This window comes from Limnospira sp. PMC 1279.21 (assembly GCF_032349615.1).
Classification (GTDB): Bacteria; Cyanobacteriota; Cyanobacteriia; order Cyanobacteriales; family Microcoleaceae; genus Limnospira; species Limnospira fusiformis.
This window is the reverse complement of the sequence record NZ_JARPLU010000030.1, coordinates 15884-37580: the sequence shown is the minus strand read 5'-3', so window position 1 is coordinate 37580 and position 21697 is coordinate 15884. Positions and strand designations below refer to the sequence as shown.

General features: G+C 42.8%; 12 protein-coding genes. 8 read left to right on the top strand and 4 right to left on the bottom strand.

Translation table 11 applies throughout. The features are described 5' to 3' along the window. The first annotated feature begins 246 nt into the window (after positions 1-246). The 3 genes from glpX (at position 247) to P5683_RS06845 (ending at position 5671) form a co-directional block, all read left to right on the top strand. Complete coding sequence (glpX, locus tag P5683_RS06855) at positions 247-1284, top strand: class II fructose-bisphosphatase (protein ID WP_006621556.1); 1038 nt, start codon at positions 247-249, stop codon at positions 1282-1284. Positions 1285-1418: 134 nt separating this feature from the next. Then, positions 1419-2717, top strand: coding sequence for a glutamyl-tRNA reductase (locus P5683_RS06850; RefSeq protein ID WP_006621557.1), 1299 nt, complete (start codon positions 1419-1421; stop codon positions 2715-2717). 227 nt (positions 2718-2944) lie between these two features. Further along, positions 2945-5671 (top strand): valine--tRNA ligase, encoded by a 2727-nt coding sequence (locus P5683_RS06845; RefSeq protein ID WP_315639545.1) that lies wholly within the window; start codon positions 2945-2947, stop codon positions 5669-5671. On the opposite strand, the gene P5683_RS06840 is transcribed toward P5683_RS06845, so the two are convergent. Continuing rightward, positions 5615-5842 carry a hypothetical protein gene (locus tag P5683_RS06840; protein ID WP_152344040.1) on the bottom strand — a complete coding sequence of 76 codons (228 nt, stop codon included), beginning with the start codon at positions 5840-5842 and terminating at the stop codon, positions 5615-5617. The genes P5683_RS06845 and P5683_RS06840 overlap by 57 nt on opposite strands. On the opposite strand from P5683_RS06840, the gene P5683_RS06835 reads away from it, so the two are divergent. Continuing rightward, entirely contained in the window at positions 5841-7241 is a 1401-nt protein-coding gene (locus P5683_RS06835) for an AAA family ATPase (protein WP_006621559.1), read from the top strand. The genes P5683_RS06840 and P5683_RS06835 overlap by 2 nt on opposite strands. A gap of 127 nt (positions 7242-7368) precedes the next feature. On the opposite strand, the gene P5683_RS06830 is transcribed toward P5683_RS06835, so the two are convergent. Beyond that, entirely contained in the window at positions 7369-7530 is a 162-nt protein-coding gene (locus P5683_RS06830) for a hypothetical protein (RefSeq protein ID WP_273248479.1), read from the bottom strand. A gap of 170 nt (positions 7531-7700) precedes the next feature. On the opposite strand from P5683_RS06830, the gene P5683_RS06825 reads away from it, so the two are divergent. Together P5683_RS06825 and P5683_RS06820 are read left to right on the top strand one after the other, a co-directional pair. Then, a complete protein-coding gene (locus P5683_RS06825) occupies positions 7701-11285 on the top strand; it encodes an AAA-like domain-containing protein (RefSeq protein ID WP_315639546.1) in 3585 nt (1194 codons plus the stop codon). A gap of 460 nt (positions 11286-11745) precedes the next feature. Further along, the gene (locus tag P5683_RS06820) at positions 11746-15282 is read left to right on the top strand and encodes an AAA-like domain-containing protein (protein WP_006667868.1); all 3537 of its coding nucleotides are present in this window, start codon (positions 11746-11748) and stop codon (positions 15280-15282) included. Between the two features lie 60 nt (positions 15283-15342). Here P5683_RS06820 and P5683_RS06815 read toward each other — a convergent pair whose 3' ends face one another. Further along, positions 15343-16011, bottom strand: a complete 669-nt coding sequence (locus P5683_RS06815; RefSeq protein WP_008057018.1) for an L-threonylcarbamoyladenylate synthase — start codon at positions 16009-16011, stop codon at positions 15343-15345. 136 nt (positions 16012-16147) lie between these two features. Here P5683_RS06815 and larC point away from each other — a divergent pair, with 136 nt between their 5' ends. Further along, a complete protein-coding gene (larC, locus tag P5683_RS06810) occupies positions 16148-17389 on the top strand; it encodes a nickel pincer cofactor biosynthesis protein LarC (RefSeq protein WP_006667869.1) in 1242 nt (413 codons plus the stop codon). A gap of 232 nt (positions 17390-17621) precedes the next feature. Here the strand turns inward: larC and uvrA are convergent, their stop codons facing one another. Continuing rightward, positions 17622-20525 (bottom strand): excinuclease ABC subunit UvrA, encoded by a 2904-nt coding sequence (uvrA, locus tag P5683_RS06805; RefSeq protein WP_193520419.1) that lies wholly within the window; start codon positions 20523-20525, stop codon positions 17622-17624. 62 nt (positions 20526-20587) lie between these two features. On the opposite strand from uvrA, the gene P5683_RS06800 reads away from it, so the two are divergent. Then, positions 20588-21682, top strand: coding sequence for a RuBisCO large subunit C-terminal-like domain-containing protein (locus P5683_RS06800; protein WP_315639547.1), 1095 nt, complete (start codon positions 20588-20590; stop codon positions 21680-21682). Positions 21683-21697: the final 15 nt, after the last annotated feature.

The window sequence follows — 21697 nt, the reverse complement described above, 5'->3', positions numbered from 1 at the left end:
ATCCTGTCAAAGCAAGTTGGGTCTATGAATGAAGAATCCCCTCGCCTTTAGGCAGGAGAGTGTCAAGATTTGTTAAGATTATTAAGAGGATTTCAATTCCCTGCATATAGGCTCTCAATAACCTGATAGACTTGAACACTGGGAGTGCTTAGGGGCGGGTTCACAAATAACCGGTTGCAAATAGAGGCTGTTTACTGAACCAGCCCCTACCATCAGGCAGTCTCAGATGTTGGGAGGATAAAACTCGTGGATAACGCTATTGGTTTAGAGATTATTGAGGTAGTCGAGCAAGCGGCGATCGCTTCGGCTCGATGGATGGGTAAAGGCGAAAAAAATACCGCCGACCATGTGGCTGTGGAAGCCATGCGCCAACGGATGAATCAAATTCATATGCGCGGTCGTATCGTCATCGGTGAAGGGGAGCGCGATGAGGCTCCTATGCTCTACATTGGTGAAGAGGTAGGTATCTGCACCCAGGAAAATTCGGCGACCTTTTGTAACCCAGAAGAATTGGTAGAAATTGACATCGCCGTTGACCCCTGCGAAGGAACTAACCTGGTAGCCTACGGTCAAAATGGCTCGATGGCTGTGCTGGCTATTTCTGAGAAGGGGGGACTTTTTGCGGCTCCTGATTTCTACATGAAGAAACTAGCAGCCCCTCCGGTAGCTCGTGGTCATGTTGATCTTAACAAATCAGCTACAGAAAACCTCCAGATTATCTCGGACTGCATGGGTCGCGCGGTTGAGGAATTAGTGGTTGTGGTTATGGATCGCCCCCGCCACAAGGAACTGATTAAGGAAATTCGGGAAGCTGGTGCTAGGGTTCGTCTGATTAGTGATGGGGATGTGTCCGCAGCTATCTCCTGTGCTTTCTCTGGAACTAACATTCATGCTCTGATGGGTATTGGTGCGGCTCCTGAAGGGGTGATTTCTGCTGCTGCTATGCGCTGTCTGGGGGGTCACTTCCAAGGACAATTGATCTACGACCCAGAAGTCGTCAAGACTGGTCTGATCGGTGAAAGCAAGGAAAGCAACATCGCTCGCTTGAAAGATATGGGGATTGAAAATCCTGATAAGGTCTATAATGCAGAAGAACTGGCTAACGGCAGAACTGTTCTATTTGCGGCCTGTGGTATTACTTCTGGTACTCTGATGGAGGGGGTTCGCTTCTTCGGTGGCGGCGCTCGGACTCAGAGCTTGGTAATTTCCTCTCAGTCGAAAACGGCTCGCTTTGTAGATACTATCCATATGTTTGAGAAGCCGAAAAATATTCAGCTTCGCTAGTTTCCAGTCGGGAAACGGGATCAGGGAAATTGCACAGATTTTGTGAATTTCTGTGGGCTGAAAGCAGAAACACCGGAGATGGCTGAAACCTGATCCCATGCACTCATAAAAAAACCGAAACACTAAACCGTTTTATGAATATTGCAGTCGTAGGTCTTAGTCACAAAACGGCTCCAGTTAACGTCCGTGAACAACTCAGTATTCCAGAACCTCAGATAGAAGGGGCGATCGCGCATTTGTTGAGCTATCCTCATTTGGAAGAGGTGGCGATTCTTAGTACCTGTAATCGCTTGGAAATCTATTTGGTCACAGTTGAGGCTCAACCGGGAATTAGGGAAGTGACTCAGTTTCTGTCGGAGTCGAGTCAACTACCCCTGGCTGAACTGCGTCCCCATCTATTTACGCTTCTCCATGATGATGCAATTATGCACCTAATGCGAGTGGCGGCGGGATTGGATAGTTTGGTTCTGGGAGAAGGACAGATCCTCGCCCAAGTTAAGCAAACTCACAAGTTGGGTCAGCAATACAAGGGAATAGGGCGCATTCTCAATCGTTTATTTAAACAAGCGTTGACGGCTGGGAAACGGGTGCGGACAGAAACTAGCATTGGTACCGGGGCGGTTTCTATTAGTTCTGCGGCTGTGGAATTGGTGCAGATGAAAGTTCAGGATATGTCTGATTACCGAGTGGCTATTGTTGGGGCGGGTAAAATGTCTCGCCTATTGGTACAACATCTGCTCTCTAAGGGGGCTAACCACATCTCTATTATAAATCGTTCGTTAAAGCGATCGCAAGAGTTGGCGGGTCAATTTAGAGAAGCGGATTTGAACTTGTGTCCTCTGTCGGAAATGATGGCTGTTGTGGCTAATTCCGATATCGTCTTTACTAGCACAGGTGCGACGGAACCGATTTTAGATCGGGCTAAATTAGAGACTACTTTAGCGCCTAACCAGTCTCTAATGTTGGTGGATATTTCTGTTCCTCGGAATGTGGCGGCTGATGTCACGGAGTTACCAGGAATTCAGGCGTTTAATGTGGATGACTTAAAGGCGGTGGTAGCCCAAAACTACGAAAGCCGCCGCCAAATGGCGCAGGAGGCGGAGGTTCTTCTTGAAGAAGAGGTGGAAGCCTTTGATGTCTGGTGGCGGAGTTTGGAAACGGTTCCGACCATTAACTGTCTGCGCGATAAGATTGAAGGCATTAGAGAACAGGAACTGGAAAAAGCCCTATCTCGTTTGGGATCGGAATTTGCCGAAAAGCATCAGGAGGTTATTGAAGCCCTGACTAGGGGTATTGTCAATAAAATTCTCCATGATCCTATGGTACAATTGCGATCGCAGCAGGATATTGAAGCCCGCCGCCGGGCTATGCAAACCCTGCAAACTCTCTTTAACCTTGACCCAGAAGCTATATCTGGTCAACAATACAGTTAGACTATCAACGGATTCAGTCCCCCCCGTCCTCCATAAAAGGGGTTTGGGGTGGGTCTGGGCTGGTCACACCACAGGAAAAACAGGCTCTACAGCCTTGAATAGTAGCGGTTACGATGACCGCCAGGGGCGAGAATAACTAATAATCTAATCAACTACTGTAATTTATGCCTTGATGTGGCAAAATATTTAGGAACGAGTAATCAGCTTAAACTGTCGATTAATCTGCTATGACTGCAACTATTCCCACACTAGCGCCCCAATACGACCCTTTCTCCACCGAAGCCAAATGGCAGCAATACTGGGAACAGAAGCAGGTCTTTAAAGCAGACCCTAACCATCCAGGTGAACCCTACTGTATCATGATTCCCCCCCCCAACGTGACGGGAAGTCTCCACATGGGTCACGCTTTCAATAATTCCCTGATTGATGCGTTAATTCGCTATCATCGGATGCGCGGTTATAATACGCTATATTTACCGGGAACTGATCACGCTAGTATAGCAGTACAGACTATTTTAGAGCGACAATTGCGAGAAGAAGGTAAAACTCGCTATGATTTGGGCAGGGATAAGTTTTTAGACCGGGCTTGGCAGTGGAAACAAGAGTCCGGTGGTACAATTGTTAATCAATTGCGACGTTTGGGGGTGTCCTGTGACTGGACTCGTGAACGGTTTACGCTGGATGAAGGATTATCAAAAGCGGTAATTGAAGCCTTTGTGCGTTTGTATGAAGATGGCTTAATTTATCGGGGTGAATATTTGGTGAATTGGTGTCCCGCTAGTGAGTCGGCGGTGTCGGATCTGGAAGTGGAAAATAAGGAAGTTAATGGCAATTTATGGCATTTTCGCTACCCTCTGAGTGATGGTAGTGGGTTTGTGGAAGTGGCGACTACTCGCCCGGAAACTATGTTAGGTGATACGGCTGTGGCGGTTAATCCTAATGATAAACGCTATCAAAATTTGATTGGTAAAACTCTGACTTTACCAATTATGAATCGGGAAATTCCTATCATTGGGGACGAGTTAGTTGATCCAGAATTTGGGACGGGTTGCGTTAAGGTTACTCCCGCCCATGACCCCAATGATTTCGAGATGGGAAAAAGGCATAATTTGCCGATGATTAATATTATGAATAAAAACGGTTCTTTGAATGAAAATAGCGGACCGTTTGTCGGACAAGATAGGTTTGTGGCGCGGCGAAATGTGGTGAAACGCTTGGAAAGCGAAGGGTTTTTGGTGAAAATAGAAGACTATAGCCATTCTGTACCTTATAGCGATCGCGGAAAAGTTCCGGTTGAACCGCTATTATCTACTCAGTGGTTTGTCAAGATTAGACCGTTGGCTGATCGCGCTTTGGTATCTTTGGATAATCAACATAGCCCGAATTTTGTCCCCCAAAGATGGCAAAAAGTCTATCGTGACTGGTTGGTGAAATTAGAAGATTGGTGCATTTCTCGTCAACTGTGGTGGGGACATCAAATTCCGGCTTGGTATGCGGTGAGTGAAACTGGGGGAGAAATTACTGATCATACTCCTTTTCTGGTGGCGCGGACAGCAGCAGAAGCACAGGAAAAAGCGATCGCCTCCTTTGGAGAAGGGGTAAAACTTCAGCAAGATCCCGATGTTCTCGATACCTGGTTTTCCTCTGGTTTGTGGCCGTTTTCGACTTTGGGATGGCCGGAAAAAACCCCCGATTTGCAAACCTATTACCCGACCAATACTCTGTCTACTGGGTTTGATATTATCTTTTTCTGGGTGGCTAGAATGACGATGATGGGGGGATATTTTACGGACCAAATGCCTTTTCAAACGGTTTATATCCATGGTTTAATCCTGGATGAAAATGGCAAAAAGATGTCGAAATCAGCGGGAAATGGTATCGACCCGTTATTGTTGATTGATAAATATGGGACTGATGCGCTGCGTTATACTTTAATGCGGGAAGTGATCGGCGCAGGACAGGATATCCGTTTAGAGTATGACCGCAGCAAGGATGAGTCGCCGTCGGTGGAGGCTTCCCGGAATTTTACTAATAAACTCTGGAATGCCGCCCGGTTTGTGTTGATGAACCTGAAAGGACAAACTCCCGCACAATTGGGAACACCGAATTTGGAGGAGTTGGAATTAAGCGATCGTTGGATTTTGTCTCGGTTTAACCAAACTGTCAAGCAAACTTGTGATTATATGAATGCTTACAGTTTAGGGGAAGCCGCCAAGGGCTTATATGAGTTTATTTGGGGTGATTTTTGCGACTGGTATATTGAATTAGCCAAGTATCGTTTACAGGGAGATGGTAGCGTTTCTCAGAAAGTAGCCCAGCAGGTACTCGCCTACATTTTAGAAGGCATTTTAAAGCTATTACATCCTTTTATGCCACACATTACCGAGGAAATTTGGCACACCTTAACCCAAACCGGGGAACAAGATTGTTTGGCGGTGCAGACTTATCCAGTATTGCAAGAACAGATGATCAGTTCCGACTTAGAAACCGATTTTGATTTAATTATCGGCACAATTCGCACTCTCCGAAATTTGCGCGCCGACGCTGATATTAAACCCAAGGTGAAAGTTACCGCGATTCTGCAAAGTGAAAATGCCAAAGAAAGGGAGATTTTGCAGCGGGGAGAGGTCTATATTAATAAAATTGCTGGGGTGGATAACTTGGTGATTACAGAAGCCCTAACCGGAAATGAAGGTCAAACTATCGCCGGGGTAGTCGGGACTATTCAAGCCTTAATTCCTTTGGCTGGGGTAGTTGATTTACCAGCCTTGAAGCAACGAACCGAGAAGAAATTGGCAAAAATTCAGAAAGAAATTGACAGCTATACCAAGCGTTTAAGTAATCCTAATTTTGTCGATAAAGCCGACCCGCAGGTTGTACAGGGGGCGCGAGATGCTTTAGCAGAAGCTGAGAAACAAGCAGAAATTCTCCAAAGCCGTTTGAGTGGTTTCTAGGGTTTTCCTAACTGTGGGGAATTTTCCCCACTGACCATCATCTATGTACTCAAAAAGTATTTGGGAGTTCCAAATATTGTTAACAGATGCAATCTCCGAGCCATATCCTCCCAATACCCCTACCATAGCAGAGTCATAAAAATCTAAAACTCTCACACTTAAATTATTCATGAAAATCAAGGTTCAAAATTTAGGTGTTATCAAACAAGCCGAACTCGAGTTAGGAGATCTCACGATTATTTGTGGGGAAAATAACTCTGGCAAAACCTATGTTACCTATGCTTTGTTTGGATTTTTAGCTACATGGAGAGATGGCTTTGAAGTGGAAATTGCCAATGATATTATTGACCAGATTTTAAATCAAGGATTGGCGACGATCAACCTCCTAACTGATATTGATTCCCCAGAAAAAATCCTATCCCAAGCCTCCGAAGCCTACGCAGACAGTCTGGGGGAAATCTTTGGGACAAACCGAGCCAGGTTTGCTCAGACAACCTTTGAAGTTTTTTTAGATTTCAATAGAGATTTTTTTGATGATGTCTATGAAACCAATATAGGAGCCAGAGGCTCTGATCAGCAAATCTTTTCACTAATCAAACCTGTAAATAGCCCAGAATTGACGGTTACACTCCTAGCCACAAAGGAAAATCTGAATTTTCCTCGACAAATCATCAGGAAAATTATTAGTGATTCAATTAAAAATATCCTGTTTTCTCGATTTTTTCCGCGTCCTTTTATCGCCAGTGCGGAAAGAACAGGTGCGGCTATTTTTCGGAAAGAACTCAATTTTGCCCGTAATCGTCTCCTAGATGAACTGAGCCAAGTTGAAGGGGAAAAAGATAGGTTTCAACTGCTGCTTTCTAAGGGGTATGGAGATTATGCGTTGCCGATTCATAAAAATGTTGAGTTTCTGCGTAATTTAGAGGGAATATCTAAACGCAGCAGTAATTTAAGCGAAATCAATCCTGGTATTTTAGACGATTTTGATGATATTATTGGCGGTCGTTATGTGGTCACCAAAAATGATGAACTCTATTATATTCCTACGGGCAATAAAAAAGCTCAGTTAACGATGGATCAAAGTTCTAGTGCGGTTCGTTCGTTACTGGATATTGGCTTTTATTTAAAACATATTGCCAAAATCGGCGAATTACTAATTATTGATGAACCTGAACTAAATTTGCACCCGGAAAACCAACGTCGAATCGCTCGTTTAATTGCTCGGTTGATCAACAGTGGCATCAAAGTATTGATTACGACCCACAGTGATTATATTGTCAAGGAATTGAACACCCTAATCATGCTCAATTCCGATAAACCCCACATTCAACAAATTGCCGAAAAAGCAGGCTATAAACAAGATGAAATTCTCGCGGCTAGTCGTGTTAGAGTTTATATGGCGGAAGAAGCCCTTATCCAATTACCGGGTAAATCGAGGCGGAGTCGCTGTCAAACGTTAACCGTAGCGACAATTACACCGGATTTCGGTATGGAAATTTCCAGCTTTGACACTGCCATTGAAGCCATGAATAAAATTCAAGAAGCGATCGTCTGGGGAGAAGGGTTTTAGTGTGGGAGGTAGATTATCGAATTCTGTCAGAGTTAATTGATGAATCAGCACAAATTAAAGCGATCGCTCTATCCTATAACAATAGACGATGACAATATAAAAGAAATACCGAAGCACTATTTATCGGTTAAGTATCAGCAAGAAATTTATTTTCGAGTGTTCTTAGAAAAAGCATAATTTGAGATGCGATCGCCTCAATACCAGTAACCTCAAATACTTGACGACAGAATGGAGGTTGTGCTATACTCAGAGAAATCGCTTCCAGGGGCTTATTGTAACTACACGCCAAAAAAAACCGTAAACCCTATATATATCGTGAAATCTTAATATTTTGTGGCTAAAATTTAAAATAGCGATGCACGAGTGTTTGAGGATTTGGCTGTTGACAAAATCGACATTTTATGCAATGAGCATTTGATAGGCGAATAATTAACTATAATCCATCATGGATGCAATGTTATGATACTTGGGTCCGAATCAATTTATCAAGTAGGTGGTAGCCTTCATAGAGACTCACCGACCTATGTAGAGAGGGCGGCGGATAGGGAACTCTATCAAGCCTTGAAATCTGGGGAATTTTGCTATGTTCTCAATAGTCGCCAAATGGGTAAATCGTCCCTGTTGGTGCGGACTTCCCATAGACTACAACAGGAGTCGCTGAAGTGTATCAGCTTAGATATGGCTTGTATTGGTAGTGAAAATGTGACACCTTTACAGTGGTATAAAGGGATTTTAACTTGTTTATGGACAGGTTTTAAGCTAACCAGTAAATTTCCGCTGAAAAGTTGGTGGAATGAACGAGAAGACCTATCTTTATTGCAGCGTTTAAGTCAATTTATTGAAGAGTTATTAAAACATTTACCCGACCAAAATCTGTTTATATTTGTGGATGAAATAGACAGTATTTTAAGTTTACCATTTCCGGTGGATGATTTTTTTGCTTTCATCCGTTATTGTTATAATGAAAGGGCTATTAATCCCGAATATAATCGGATTACTTTTGCGATTTTTGGAGTGGCTACACCTTCGGATTTAATTAAAGATAAAAATCGCACGCCGTTTAATATTGGTAAAGCTATACAGTTATCAGGATTTACGTTAAAGGAAGCTGAACCCTTAATGACAGGTTTAATGATGCCGGGTAAAAATTCTCGTCGTCTGCTGAAGAGTATCTTAAATTGGACGAGAGGACAGCCTTTTTTAACTCAGAAAATTTGTAATATTTTATATATGGAGATATTGAAAGGAGGTAAACATAAGTTATGGAGGTATAAAACAGAGGAAAAGATAATCTCGAAAATTGTTCAAAATTACATTATTGATAATTGGGAGTATCAAGATGAACCGGAACATTTAAGGACTATCTGTAATCGATTATTGCACAATCAAAAAAATCTGGCGAATTTGCTAAGTCTTTATCAGCAGATTTTAATAGGTATAATAATTGAGGCTGACGGTAGTTCAGAACAAACGGAATTAATCATGTCTGGCTTGGTGGTTAAGTACCACAATTGTTTGAGGTTGAAAAACAAGATTTATAAAAGCATTTTTAATCAGGGTTGGGTGGACAAAAAGTTAGGTAATTTACGACCCTATTCTCAAACTTTTGAAGCCTGGGTACTTTCTGGTAAAACTGATGAGTCTCGACTGCTGCGAGGACAGGCTTTAGAAGATGCTCAAAAATGGATGGTGGGTAAGGCTTTAAGTCCGGTAGATTATCAGTTTTTAAATGCTTCGGCTGAATTGGAACAACTCCAAGTTAGACAGCAACTAGAAATTGAGCGATCGCAAGCTATTGCTAACCAATTACAAGAACAGCAAAAAAGATTATTACAGGAACACAAAACCGCCAAACAACAACAAATATTTATCGGGGTTTTAACCGTTAGTTTGGCGATAACTTCCCTGTTAGCATTGGAGACATTTAATTTATATCGCCGGGCTTCAATTAATGAAAAACAAGCTAGAATTAACAAGATTGTGGCTATTATCAATTCTGCCAACACTTTATTCAGCCAAAATTATCACCTGGATGCTTTATTGTCGGCTTTAGCAGCACACCGAAAAATTGAAACTATCCAATTAGCTAATCCCGAAATTATTGCGAAAGTTAAAGAGACGGTTAGCCGGGCATTTTTCCGCGCTGATGAGTTTAATCGTATTGTAGCCCATCAAAATTTGATTTGGCGAGTTACGTTCTCTCCTGACGGTCAATATATCGCTACTAGCAGTAATGATAGAACTATTAGACTCTGGGATATAAGCGGTAATTTATTACGGGTTTTTGAGGGTCATGCAGGGGACATTTTTGATGTGGCTTTTTCGCCAGATGGTCAATTTTTAGCCTCAGCTAGTTTAGACAAAACGGCTAAAGTCTGGACTCTTGATGGTAATTTAGTTACTACCCTAAATCTCCATGAAAATGGTGTCAGAGCGATCGCTTTTTCTCCAGATGGTCAAACCATAGGAACAGCCAGTCAAGACAAAACAGCACAACTGTGGCGACGGGGTGACCAGGGATGGACTGATGCTTATCTTTACCTGACTTTAACAGGTCATGATGATGCTGTAGAGGCGATCGCTTTTTCTCCAGATGGTCAAAATATCGCCACCAGCAGCAAAGACCACACCGTGAAACTATGGGGAATAGATGGCAGTCTAGTTAATACCTTTAGGGGACACCAAAACCCCGTCTGGGATGTGGTATTCTCCCCTGATGGGAAAACTATCGTTTCCGGTAGCAATGACGGTACAGCCAAAGTGTGGGGACTTGATGGCAGTCTGATTACTACTTTACCCTCCCAGGAAGGTTGGGTTTGGTCTGTGGCTATTAGTCCTCCCGATAGCATTATCCGCCGTTTAGGTATCGCTTTTGCTACCGCTGATTTAGCTAATAATATTAAGCTGTGGGATATAGATGGTAATTTGTTATATACCCTAGAAGGTCATGAACAACAGGTCTGGAATGTTAGCTTTAGTCCTGATGGTAAAACTCTGGCTTCGGTAAGCAATGATAACAGTCTTCGACTCTGGAGTTTTGACCACCCTAGCCTGACGATTTTGAGGGGACATAATCGAGGTATTTTAGATGCGGTATTTTCTGAGGATGACAGTTTTGTGGTAACTGGTAGTGATGATAAAACTCTCAAAATTTGGCGACCTAATGGGGAGTTATTACAGACTATTCCTACTAGCGATGGGGGAGTTTTGTCGGTCAGTTTTGATTATCACAATCAGATTTTAGCTACTGGTAGCTATGACAATATTGTTCAACTGTGGCAAATTTCACCTGATGGAACCAACATAACTTTACTCAACACTTTAACTGAACATACTGGACCTGTTTGGTCGGTGGCTTTTAGTCCTAATGGTGAATTTCTGGTGAGTGGTGGTGGTGATGGCACTATCAAACTTTGGAATAAAGATGGAGTTTTGCAAAACAGTTGGTCTTCACAAGGACAGACTATCCGCACAGTTGCTATTAGCCGAGATAGTCAGTTAATTGCTTATGGTGGTAGTGGTGAAACGGTGCAAATTTGGGGAGTTGATGGTAGTCTTAAACGGGAACTAAGTCAATACCACACCGGAACTATATTAGGCTTAGATTTTTCTCCTGATGGTCGCTTTTTGGCTTCGGTAGCTGAGGATGATATGGTGAAAATTTGGGATGTTAATAGCAATTTAATTAACAGTTTTAAAACTTATCATAATGATATTGTATCTGATGTTAATTTTTCCCCAGATAGTAAAATACTGGCGACGGTGGGAACAGATGGAAGTGCGAAACTATGGACTGTTAGCGGTGAAAAATTGGCGGTTTTTAATGGTCATCGCACCCGTCAAACTAGGGTTTTGTCGGTGAGTTTTAGCAATGATGGTAAAAAGTTAATTTCTACTGATACTGATGGGGTGGCTATTCTATGGAATCTCGATAATTCTATTAATTATCAATCGGTGAAAAATTATGCTTGTGAATGGGTGCGCGATTACTTACCAATTAATCCCGATACTCCAAATGGCGATCGCCAAATTTGCCAAAATTAAATAGATTCTTTGGGACTCTCACCCACAGCCTTTAAACACCCCCAAAAAATAACTTTTACTAATAACTTCATCAAGATAGTTTTGATTTTCCAACTCATGTTAAGATTTAATACAATTTAATTGATAACTCCTCTGAAATACTTGACGACAGCATGGGGGTTTTGCTATACTCATATAAATTGCAATAAAGGCATTCTTGTGACTACACGCAAAAAAAAAGCTGGAAACCCTATATATATCGTGAAATATTAATATTTTTTGGTGAAATTTTTAAATTGCGATGCACGAGTTTTTGAGGATTTGGCTAGGGCAAAAAATTAGCATCTTGACAAAATAGGCGTTTGGTGAATCGGATGTTTTCTTTACCAAAATTTAAGATAGAGCTGTTGATGATTTGAGCCATTGTAAGAGTAATTGTAAGAGTCAGATAATTATCATAATTGGCTATAGATTTTTAACTATGATAACTGAATATCGGTCAATTTATCAAGTCGGGGGTAGTCTGCATACAGACTGTCCTAGCTATGTTAAGCGACAGGCAGACACAGACTTATATGAAGCCTTAAAACGGGGAGAGTTTGCTTATGTTCTCAACTCACGTCAGATGGGAAAATCGTCTCTGTTAGTGCAAACCCGCCACCGTTTACAAGCAGAAGGAATACGTTGTGCGACGTTAGACATGACGGTTATTGGTAGTGAAGATGTCACCCCAATGCAGTGGTATAAGGGAATTTTTGTAGAACTTTGGCGCGGGTTTGGGTTATTAAAATCTATGCCATTTAAAATCTGGTGGCAAGAACAAGGCGAACTTTCATTGGTACAAAAATTAAATCAGTTTATAGTGGAAGTTTTACTGCCTACATTTAACCAGGATAAATTTTGCATTTTTGTTGATGAAATAGACACTATTTTAAGTTTGCCATTTCCGGTAGATGATTGGTTTGCCTTTATTCGATTTTGTTATAATCAACGGGCAACTGAACCAGCATATCAGCGGCTAAATTTTGCGATTTTTGGGGTAGCTAATCCCTCCGACTTAATTAGAGATCGCACCCGAACACCTTTTAATATTGGCACAGCGATCGCACTTTCGGGGTTTACCCTAGAGGAAGCGAAACCCCTACAACAGGGATTAAATGTTCCCGGTTTTAATGACCAAATTTTGCTGGAAGAAATTTTAAACTGGACGGGAGGACAGCCATTTTTAACTCAGAAGTTATGTTATCTGATTTATTCCCAACATTATTACGGTGTAACTTCCCCAAATCTTGCTGATATATTATCGGAAAAACAGTTGATCAAAGACTTGGTAATTGACCAGATAATCACCAATTGGGAGAAACAGGATGAACCGGAACATTTACGAACCATTAGAAATAGAATAATTAGCAATTCTCAAATCTCGTCAAGATTATTAGGGATTTATCAGAAAATACTCCTAGAGACAGAAATACCCTTTGATGGTAGTCGGGAAGAAACGGAGGTTTTGCTATCTGGATTAATTGAAAAATCCGGGAATATGTTAAAAGTAAAAAATCCGATTTATGAGCATATTTTTAATTTAGAATGGACTCAATTACAGCTAAATTTACTACGTCCCTATTCCCAAAACTTTGAGGCTTGGATAGCTTCTCATCAAACTGATGACTCTCGGCTTTTACGAGGTCAAGCGTTATTAGAAGCGCGGACTTGGGCGTTAGGTAAAAGTTTAAGTGATGGTGATTATAAATTTTTAGCAGCCTCGGAAAAATGCGATCGCGCCGCTATGCAACAGGCTTTAGAAGCGGAAAAATTAATCGCGGTAGAAGCGAGACTTTTAGAAGAATATAAAAACTCAAGACTACAGCGACGACTGTTAACGACGGTGGTTTTATCGTTATTCTTCTCCCTAGGATTAGCTGGTTTAGCTTACTCCCAATATCGTCGAGCGATCGCCAGCTACGAAATCACCAAAGTCCGAGAAATTGAAGCCCTAATTTCCGCCACAGAGGGTCAGTTTTTATCAAACAATAACCTGAATGCTTTAGTTAATGCTGTGCGGGCAAAAATCAGGCTAAAGGATGTCCAAAACGTAGAAGATCATCTCCTAAAAAAAGTCAATGCCGTTCTGAGTCAATCTGTTTATGGGATGAATGAATATAATAGTTTTGGTCGTCACCAAGACCGAGTTTGGGCTTTAAATTGGACGGAAGATGGGGAACAGATAGGAATTATTTCCCGCGCCAATTATCCCCATACTGACGGAAGGGAGGACATCGACAAAAATAATCAAGTTTTAATTTTTAATCGACGGGGTAAACTACTTAATATTATCGATAACTTTACCTATGAATTACGAACCCTTTCTTTTTTCCCAGACGGCTATATAGCCACAGGAGACAGCAATGGGGAAGTCAGAATTTGGTCAAATCAAGGTAAGTTGGTGTTCACGTTTTCCGCCCATGAGGAAGAAATATTGGATCTGATAATTTGGGGTCAAGACACCATAGCCACTACCAGCACTAAGGGTTCTATAAAACTTTGGCGCAGGGATGGGACTTTACTCAATGAATTTGTGGGTCATACTAAATCGCTGACAAAGATAGCCTTTTCTCCAGACGGTAACCGCCTAGCTTCTGCGAGTAATGATGGCAGAGTAAAACTGTGGGAAATAGGAGGGGAGTTAGTAGCTAGTTTTGAACATTCTCAACAAGCTGTGGAGGCTTTAGCTTTTTCTCCTGATGGTCAGTATATAGCGGCGGGAGGTCAGGATAGACAACTGAAATTATGGTCTATTAATGAAAGGTCTGCCATTGTACTCGGAGAACATCAGAATAGTATTAGAACTGTGGCTTTTTCTCCTGATGGTAATATAATTGCCTCTGGGAGTTGGGATAGAAGTATTCGTTTATGGAGTCCTGACGGTAGACACCTGCAAACTTTCGCTTCCCATACTGCGCCTATGACCCAACTTTCCTTTAGTCCTGATGGTGAAACTCTGGCTTCTGCTGACTTCCATGGGGAGGTTAAACTCTGGAAAGTTAAGAATCGGTTTTTTACTGTGCTATCAGGACATCAAGACAATGTGCGGGCGACAGTTTTCACTCCAGACCATCAGCAAGTTTTCTCTAGTAGTTGGGGTGGAGAGGTTTATCGGTGGGATATGCAGGGTAATTTACTGGGAAGCCTAGAAGGTCATGATCAGGGTGTAATTGGTCTGGCGGTTTCTCCTGATGGTGAAATTTTGGCGACGAGTAGCTGGGATGAAAGTATTCGCCTCTGGAATATGGAGGGAGAGTTATTAAAGGTTATTAATAATGCTCATTCTATGGGGGGAAATCAACTAGCTTTTTCGCCAAATGGTGAGGTTATAGCCTCGGTGGGAAATGATAATAAGGTGAAGTTGTGGAGTCGAGTGGGGGAGTTTCTACGGGAGTGGGAATATTCGGAATCCATTACGGGAATTGCCTTTAGTCCTGATGGTAAAATGGTGGTTACAGGTAGCGAGGATACGGAAGTCAGAGTTGTATATATAGACGGGTCTGGGACGCGGTTAATTGGTAATCATCAGGGTAGTGTTTGGGGGGTGGCTTTTAGTCCCCAGGGTGATATGATTGCTTCTGCTAGTACAGATAACACGCTCAGATTATGGTTTTTAGATGGTAGAGAACCGATAGTTTTGCATCATCAGGGGACTGTTGATAAGGTGGCTTTTTCACCAGATGGTCAGATGATTGCTTCGGCTAGTTGGGATGGCACTATTCAACTTTGGACTAATGAAGGGGTGAAAATAAGAACTTTGATCCGACATCAAGGGTCGGTGCGGACTGTGGCTTTTAGTAATGATGGAAAATGGATGATTTCTGGGGGAGATGATAATCAAGTCATTATCTGGAATTTGGCTGAGATTATGAATTTAGATGAGTTGAGTTATGCTTGTTATGTCATCCAAGATTACCTGGATTATTACCCGGAATTAAAGGATGAGGAAAGAAATTTGTGCGATCGCATTAATTAAAGTTTATTAATTAAAGTTTGATGAAAGTTTAACCTAGCCCCTAAAATTGGGGCTATTTAGCTATTCTTCTGGCAGATCCCAATCAGCGATCGCCTCCCATCCTTTTCCGCGCCGCACCAACACAGGATCATCAGCACTTAAATCAATAATTGTGGAAACTTGATAATCCAAATCAGCGCCATCATCAACAATAATATCAACCAAATTCTCCAAAGCATCAAAAAGCTGAACCTTATCATACTCTTGGGGAATTTTTTTAATTAAGGCGGAGGGTTCATCTTCTTCTTTAATATGTGCAGAAGTGGAAATTACTGGGTTTCCCAGAGATTCCAAAATAGCTAAACACACGGGATGATCAGGAACCCTAATTCCGGTAGTTTTGCGCTTAGGTGACATCACCAATTTCGGCACCAGTTTAGTGGCGGGAAGTACAAAAGTATAACTCCCCGGAATCAATCTTTTGATGGTGCGATAGGCGGCATCAGTAACTATGGCATAATCGGCAATATTAGATAAGGATGAACAGAGAAAGGTGAGAGGTTTATCATTGGAAATCTGCTTAATTTGTCGCACCTTTTGCACGGCAGATTTAACGGTGAGGTCGCAACCGATCGCATAAACGGTATCGGTAGGGTAAAGCATGACTGCCCCACGCTTGAGGGCATCCTTAATTTGTTCAATGGTGCGTTTTTGGGGATTGTGGGGATGAATTTCGTACAGAGTAGCCATATAATAAAGTCCATGAACTAGAATAATGATCGAACCATTAAAAGTTTAAAGTCAGAATGACGATCCGATCATGCCCAATTTTTGAGTAAAATAACTTTAAACTCAAATCGATATCACTCAAACCAGACGGCGGAAAATGATCAATATAGCCTACCTTCAATGTCCCACTGGAATAGCTGGGGATATGTGCCTCGCAGCGTTAGTTCATGCCGGGGTTCCCCTGGAGTATCTCACGACACAGCTAGAAAGGCTGGGAATGGCTGAAGAATATCGGCTATGGGCTGAAAAGGTAACTCGCCAGGGTCAACAAGCCACGAAGGTTCATGTAGACCTGACCAGCCACGATCATCACACTCGCCACCTACCAGACATTGAAGCCATTATCAAGGCGGCAAAACTTCCCCCAAGGGCAGCAAACATGAGTTTAGCGGTATTCCGCAAGCTGGCGGAGGCGGAAGGGGCGGTTCATGGTATTGACCCGGAAAAAGTACATTTTCACGAAGTGGGGGCGACAGATGCGATCGTGGATATTGTCGGAACCTGTTTGGGGTTGGACTGGCTAAAAATCGATCGCCTCTATTGTTCTGCTTTTCCGGTAGGTGGTGGCACATTCCGGGCAGCCCATGGAATTTTACCAGTACCTGCCCCTGCTGTTCTGAAACTCTGGGAAATGCGTAGTGTTCCAGTTTATAGCAATGGCATTGAACGAGAATTAGTTACCCCAACGGGGGCGGCGATCGCTGTAACTTTGGCTACAGAATTCGGACCGCCACCGCCGATGATTCTGAAACGGGTGGGACTGGGGGCGGGTTCGTCAAATTTTCCCATCCCTAATATTCTCCGCCTCTGGTTAGGGGAAACTGAGGATACAGATAAACCCAAGGCGGAAAGTCATGGTTTGGCGGGGACTTTCCATGATCATGATGAGGAAATGGTGGCAGTATTAGAAACTCAAATTGATGACCTTAGCCCCCAAGCGATCGCCTATGCTTCTCAGGCTTTATTATCGGCGGGGGCGGTGGATGTTTTTGTGCAACCTGTGACCATGAAAAAGTCTCGCCTCGGAATATTATTAACTGTGATTTGTCACCCGGAAGCTGTGGATACTTGCCGGAATATTCTCTTTGCCGAAACTACTACTTTAGGGATTCGTCAAAGTTGGCAATGTCGCACTATTCTTGACCGCGAATTACAGACGGTTGACACTGAATATGGTTTAGTCAGAATTAAGGTGGCTTTTTCAGGCGATCGCGTTATTAATGTGCATCCTGAATATGAGGACTGCGCTACCCTCGCCCAACAGCATCAAATCCCCTGGCTAGATATTCATCAAAACGCCTTACAACATTGGCAGTTAATACAACAAAAATTATCATAAAAGAAACCCCAGAATCAAAGAAACCCGGTTTCTCTGTATATAGGAAATCAACCCTAAAATCAAAGAAACCCGGTTTCTCTGAAGAAACCGGGTTTCTATGTGTATAGGAAAGAAACCGGGTCTCTATGTATATAGGAAAGAAACCCCAGAATCAAAGAAACCCGGTTTCTCTGAAGAAACCGGGTTTCTCTGTGTATAGGAAAGAAACCGGGTTTCTGTAACTCGGTTTTTTTTAGGAAGTTGTTAACAGTTGTTTTAAATAAAATCCGGTGTAGGAATGGGGGTTATTAGCAATATCTTCGGGTGTTCCGGTGGCGACAATTTGACCACCGCGATCGCCTCCTTCTGGTCCCAAGTCCACCACCCAATCAGCACAACGAATCACATCTAAATTATGTTCAATGACCATAATAGAATTACCCTTATCAACCAACCTTTGTAAAACATTCAATAACTGATGAACATCATAAAAAGATAATCCCGTAGTTGGTTCATCAATTAAATACAGAGTTTTACCAGTAGCGCGTTTTGACAATTCGGAAGCCAATTTAACCCGTTGTGCTTCTCCCCCAGAAAGGGTAGGCGCAGGTTGTCCTAACTGAATATAACCCAAACCGACATCAACCAAAGTTTGCAGCCGAGTGGTAGCGCGGGGGATATTTTCAAAAACCTTTAAAGCCTCGTCAGCGGTCATATTCAAGACATCAGCGATAGAATAGCCCTTATATTTAACCTGGAGAGTTTCCCGGTTATATCGTGCGCCTTTACATACCTCACATTGCACATAAACATCAGGAAGAAAATTCATTTCAATCACATTTACCCCCTGTCCGCCGCAGGCTTCACAGCGTCCGCCTTTAACATTAAAAGAAAACTGTCCTGGCTTATATCCCCTAGCTTTCGCCTCAATGGTTTCTGCAAACAGTCCTCGGATAATATCAAATACTCCCGTATAGGTAGCGGGGTTAGATCGCGGAGTGCGTCCTATGGGAGATTGATCAATGACAATGACCTTATCCAAAGCATCTAATCCCTGAATTTTATCTAATTTTTTAGGAAAGGCAATTTTCCCGTAAAAATGATGTTGGAGGGCGGGATATAATAACTCATTAATTAAGGTAGATTTACCGGAACCTGATACCCCAGTAATACAGACTAATTTACCGAGGGGTAATTCGACATCGATATTTTGCAGATTATTACAATGGGCGTTTTTGAGAAATAGCGATCGCCCATTTCCGGGACGGCGGCTGGGGGGAGTTTCAATTTTTTTGCGTCCAGAAAGATAAGCACCCGTGAGGGATTTTTGAGTAGTTAATAAAGTTTTTAAATCCCCTTGGGCGACAATTTCTCCGCCATTAACTCCCGCCCCAGGACCGATATCAACCAACCAATCAGCGGCGCGGATAGTTTCCTCGTCATGTTCAACTACAATTAAGGTATTGCCTAAATCTCGCAACTTGATTAAGGTATTTAATAGTCTGCCATTATCCCGTTGATGTAAGCCAATACTAGGTTCATCTAAGACATATAAAACACCGGTTAAACCCGCGCCAATTTGAGTAGCCAATCGAATCCTTTGGGCTTCTCCGCCGGACAAGGTAGAAGCGGATCTAGCGAGGGTTAAATAATCCAAACCGACATCTATCAAAAACTGTAATCTTGCCTTAATTTCGCGTAAGACTAAATCCCCGATTTGGGCTTGGCGATCGCTCAATTGTAGCTGATTAATTTTATCCAAACAATCCCGAATGGAAACCTCGGTTAAATCTGCTATATTATACTGTCCCAAATAGACAGATAGCGCCTCTGGCTTCAATCGTTTACCGTGACAGACTTCGCAGGGTTGGTCAACCAAATAAGGGGCTAATTTCTGCTTTTGTGCTTCGGAACCTGTCTCCTCATATTGTCGGAGTAACATGGGAATTGCACCGAGATAGGGGCGGTAATAACTGCGATTTTCTCGGTAGCGGGAATCAGTTTCTATTAAAATGGGTTCATCACTCCCATAAAGAATAATATGCTGTTGTTCGGGTGTCAGTTTTTTCCAGGGGGTAGAAATCTCAAAATCGAAGGCTTGGGCGACACTATGAAGTAGGGATAAATAAAAGGAATTGTCCTTGTCTGACCAAGGGGCGATCGCATTATAAACAGGTTGTGAAGGGTCAGGAATAATCAATTCTGGGGAAAAAGTCCGCCAGTGTCCCAAACCATGACAAGCGGGACAAGCGCCATAGGGAGAATTAAAAGAAAATAGGCGGGGTGAAAGTTCTTCCATAACCGCCCCATGTTCAGGACAAGCAAAGTTTTCGGAAAATACCAATTGTTGCGGTTTGGGGAATTGTTCTTCTGGTGATATACTGAGGTTATCCAAAATCTGAATAATAGCAACACCTTCCCCATGGCGTAAACAGGTAGTTAGGGAATCAACTAAACGTTCCTGTAACCCCGGTTTCACAATAAGTCTATCAATGACAATTTCAATATCATGGACATGATTTTTGTCTAAGTCTATATGGTCAGACAATTCGAGAATTTCCCCATCAATTTTGACCCGGACAAAACCTGAAGATGCTAAACTAGATAAGAGTTTGCGATGAGTGCCTTTTTTCCCTCGGACAACAGGCGCAAGAATAAGGAATTTAGTGCCTTCAGGAAGTGCCATAACTTGATCGCACATTTGGTCAATAGTTTGGGGGGCAATATGGCGATCGCATATAGGACAATGAGGGGAACCCGCCCGACCAAATAATAAACGTAAATAATCATAAATTTCGGTAACTGTTCCCACGGTAGACCGAGGGTTATGGGAGGTGGATTTTTGGTCAATAGAAATAGCGGGACTCAACCCCTCGATCGCATCAACATCGGGCTTATCTAATTGTCCTAAAAATTGTCTCGCATAGGCACTAAGGGACTCGACATAACGCCGTTGTCCTTCAGCAAAAATGGTATCAAAAGCTAGGCTAGATTTCCCAGAACCTGAAACGCCAGTAAATACAATCAGGCGATCGCGGGGAAGTTCCAGATTGAGATTTTTCAGGTTATGCTGTCTCGCCCCGATAATTCTAATAGTGTTCAGACTAGCCGGGGATATGGTAGATTGGAGATCGGAAAATTTCGCAGGTTTAGCCATTAGGTTAAGGTAGGATAATCAATAATCAGAGAAGTGATAATTTGAGGGCTAGGAACTTATCTATGGTTAGAAGTATTGAGGTAGACTATCGATTTCCCCCGGGAATAGATCCAGAACGTCAAGGGAAAGTAATCGCCATTGGACAAACAGCGGGAACTTGGGATGCACGTTTTCAGCACCGGGAAGAGGTGATGCGATCGCATTTAGGAGAGGTGATCAATATCCAAACCGATGCTCAAAAATATAGCATTGTTACCGTTGCTTTTCCAGAGGCTAACGTAGAAAACGATATCCCCAGCCTACTAACCATGATTTTTGGCAAATATTCCATGGCGGGTAGTGGAAAGGTAATTGCTGTCCGGCTGGGGGAAAATTACGGGAAACGCCCCAAACTAGGAATTACAGGAATTCGCGATCGCCTAGCAGTCCCCAACCGACCCCTAATTATGGCGATTTTCAAACCCGCCTTGGGGTTGTCCGCCGCCGACCACGCGGATATTTTGGAACAGGTGGCCTTTGCCGGATTAGACCTAATTAAAGATGATGAAATCCTCCCAGACTTGCCCACAGCGCCCACTCTCGAACGCTTAAAGGCCTGTCGGACCGTGTTAGATAGGGTGAGAAGCGAAACGGGTCGCAACGTCCTCTATGCGGTAAATATCACGGGTTCTGCGATCGCCCTGATCGAAAAAGCCAGGACCCTAGTTAAGGCCGGCGCAAATGCCCTATTATTAAATGTTTTAACCTACGGATTTTCGGTATTGGAGGCGATCGCCACTGACCCGGAAATCAATGTTCCGATTTTTGTGCATCCTGCCTTTGCTGGTAGCCTCTGTGCATCACCGGATCACGGTTTGGCTTATTCTGTGGTTTTGGGGACTCTCATGGCCCATGCGGGGGCGGATGCGGTTTTATATCCCGCCCATTATGGTAGTTTACCTTTTGACCCCACCGAAGAAGCCAAAATTCGGGATACTTTGCGATCGCGTAATGTTTTCCCAGTCCCTTCTGCTGGTATCCATGCGGGGATTATTCCCCAGGTATTAGCTGACTATGGCAATGATGTTATTCTCAATGCCGGAACTGGTATCATGGATCATCCAGACGGTCCCGCCGCTGGTGTGAAAACCTTTACAGAATTAATAGTTAATAATTGATAATTAATAATTGAC

What these genes read in the sequence shown, in the direction of transcription:
- P5683_RS06800 (WP_315639547.1), top strand. Translation starts at nt 20,588, where the DNA reads ATGGTTAGAAGTATTGAGGTAGACTATCGATTTCCCCCGGGAATAGAT.
- P5683_RS06850 (WP_006621557.1), top strand. Translation starts at nt 1,419, where the DNA reads ATGAATATTGCAGTCGTAGGTCTTAGTCACAAAACGGCTCCAGTTAAC.
- P5683_RS06820 (WP_006667868.1), top strand. Translation starts at nt 11,746, where the DNA reads ATGATAACTGAATATCGGTCAATTTATCAAGTCGGGGGTAGTCTGCAT.
- P5683_RS06815 (WP_008057018.1), bottom strand. Translation starts at nt 16,011, where the DNA reads ATGGCTACTCTGTACGAAATTCATCCCCACAATCCCCAAAAACGCACC.
- larC (WP_006667869.1), top strand. Translation starts at nt 16,148, where the DNA reads ATGATCAATATAGCCTACCTTCAATGTCCCACTGGAATAGCTGGGGAT.
- P5683_RS06845 (WP_315639545.1), top strand. Translation starts at nt 2,945, where the DNA reads ATGACTGCAACTATTCCCACACTAGCGCCCCAATACGACCCTTTCTCC.
- P5683_RS06825 (WP_315639546.1), top strand. Translation starts at nt 7,701, where the DNA reads ATGATACTTGGGTCCGAATCAATTTATCAAGTAGGTGGTAGCCTTCAT.
- P5683_RS06840 (WP_152344040.1), bottom strand. Translation starts at nt 5,842, where the DNA reads ATGAATAATTTAAGTGTGAGAGTTTTAGATTTTTATGACTCTGCTATG.
- uvrA (WP_193520419.1), bottom strand. Translation starts at nt 20,525, where the DNA reads ATGGCTAAACCTGCGAAATTTTCCGATCTCCAATCTACCATATCCCCG.
- P5683_RS06835 (WP_006621559.1), top strand. Translation starts at nt 5,841, where the DNA reads ATGAAAATCAAGGTTCAAAATTTAGGTGTTATCAAACAAGCCGAACTC.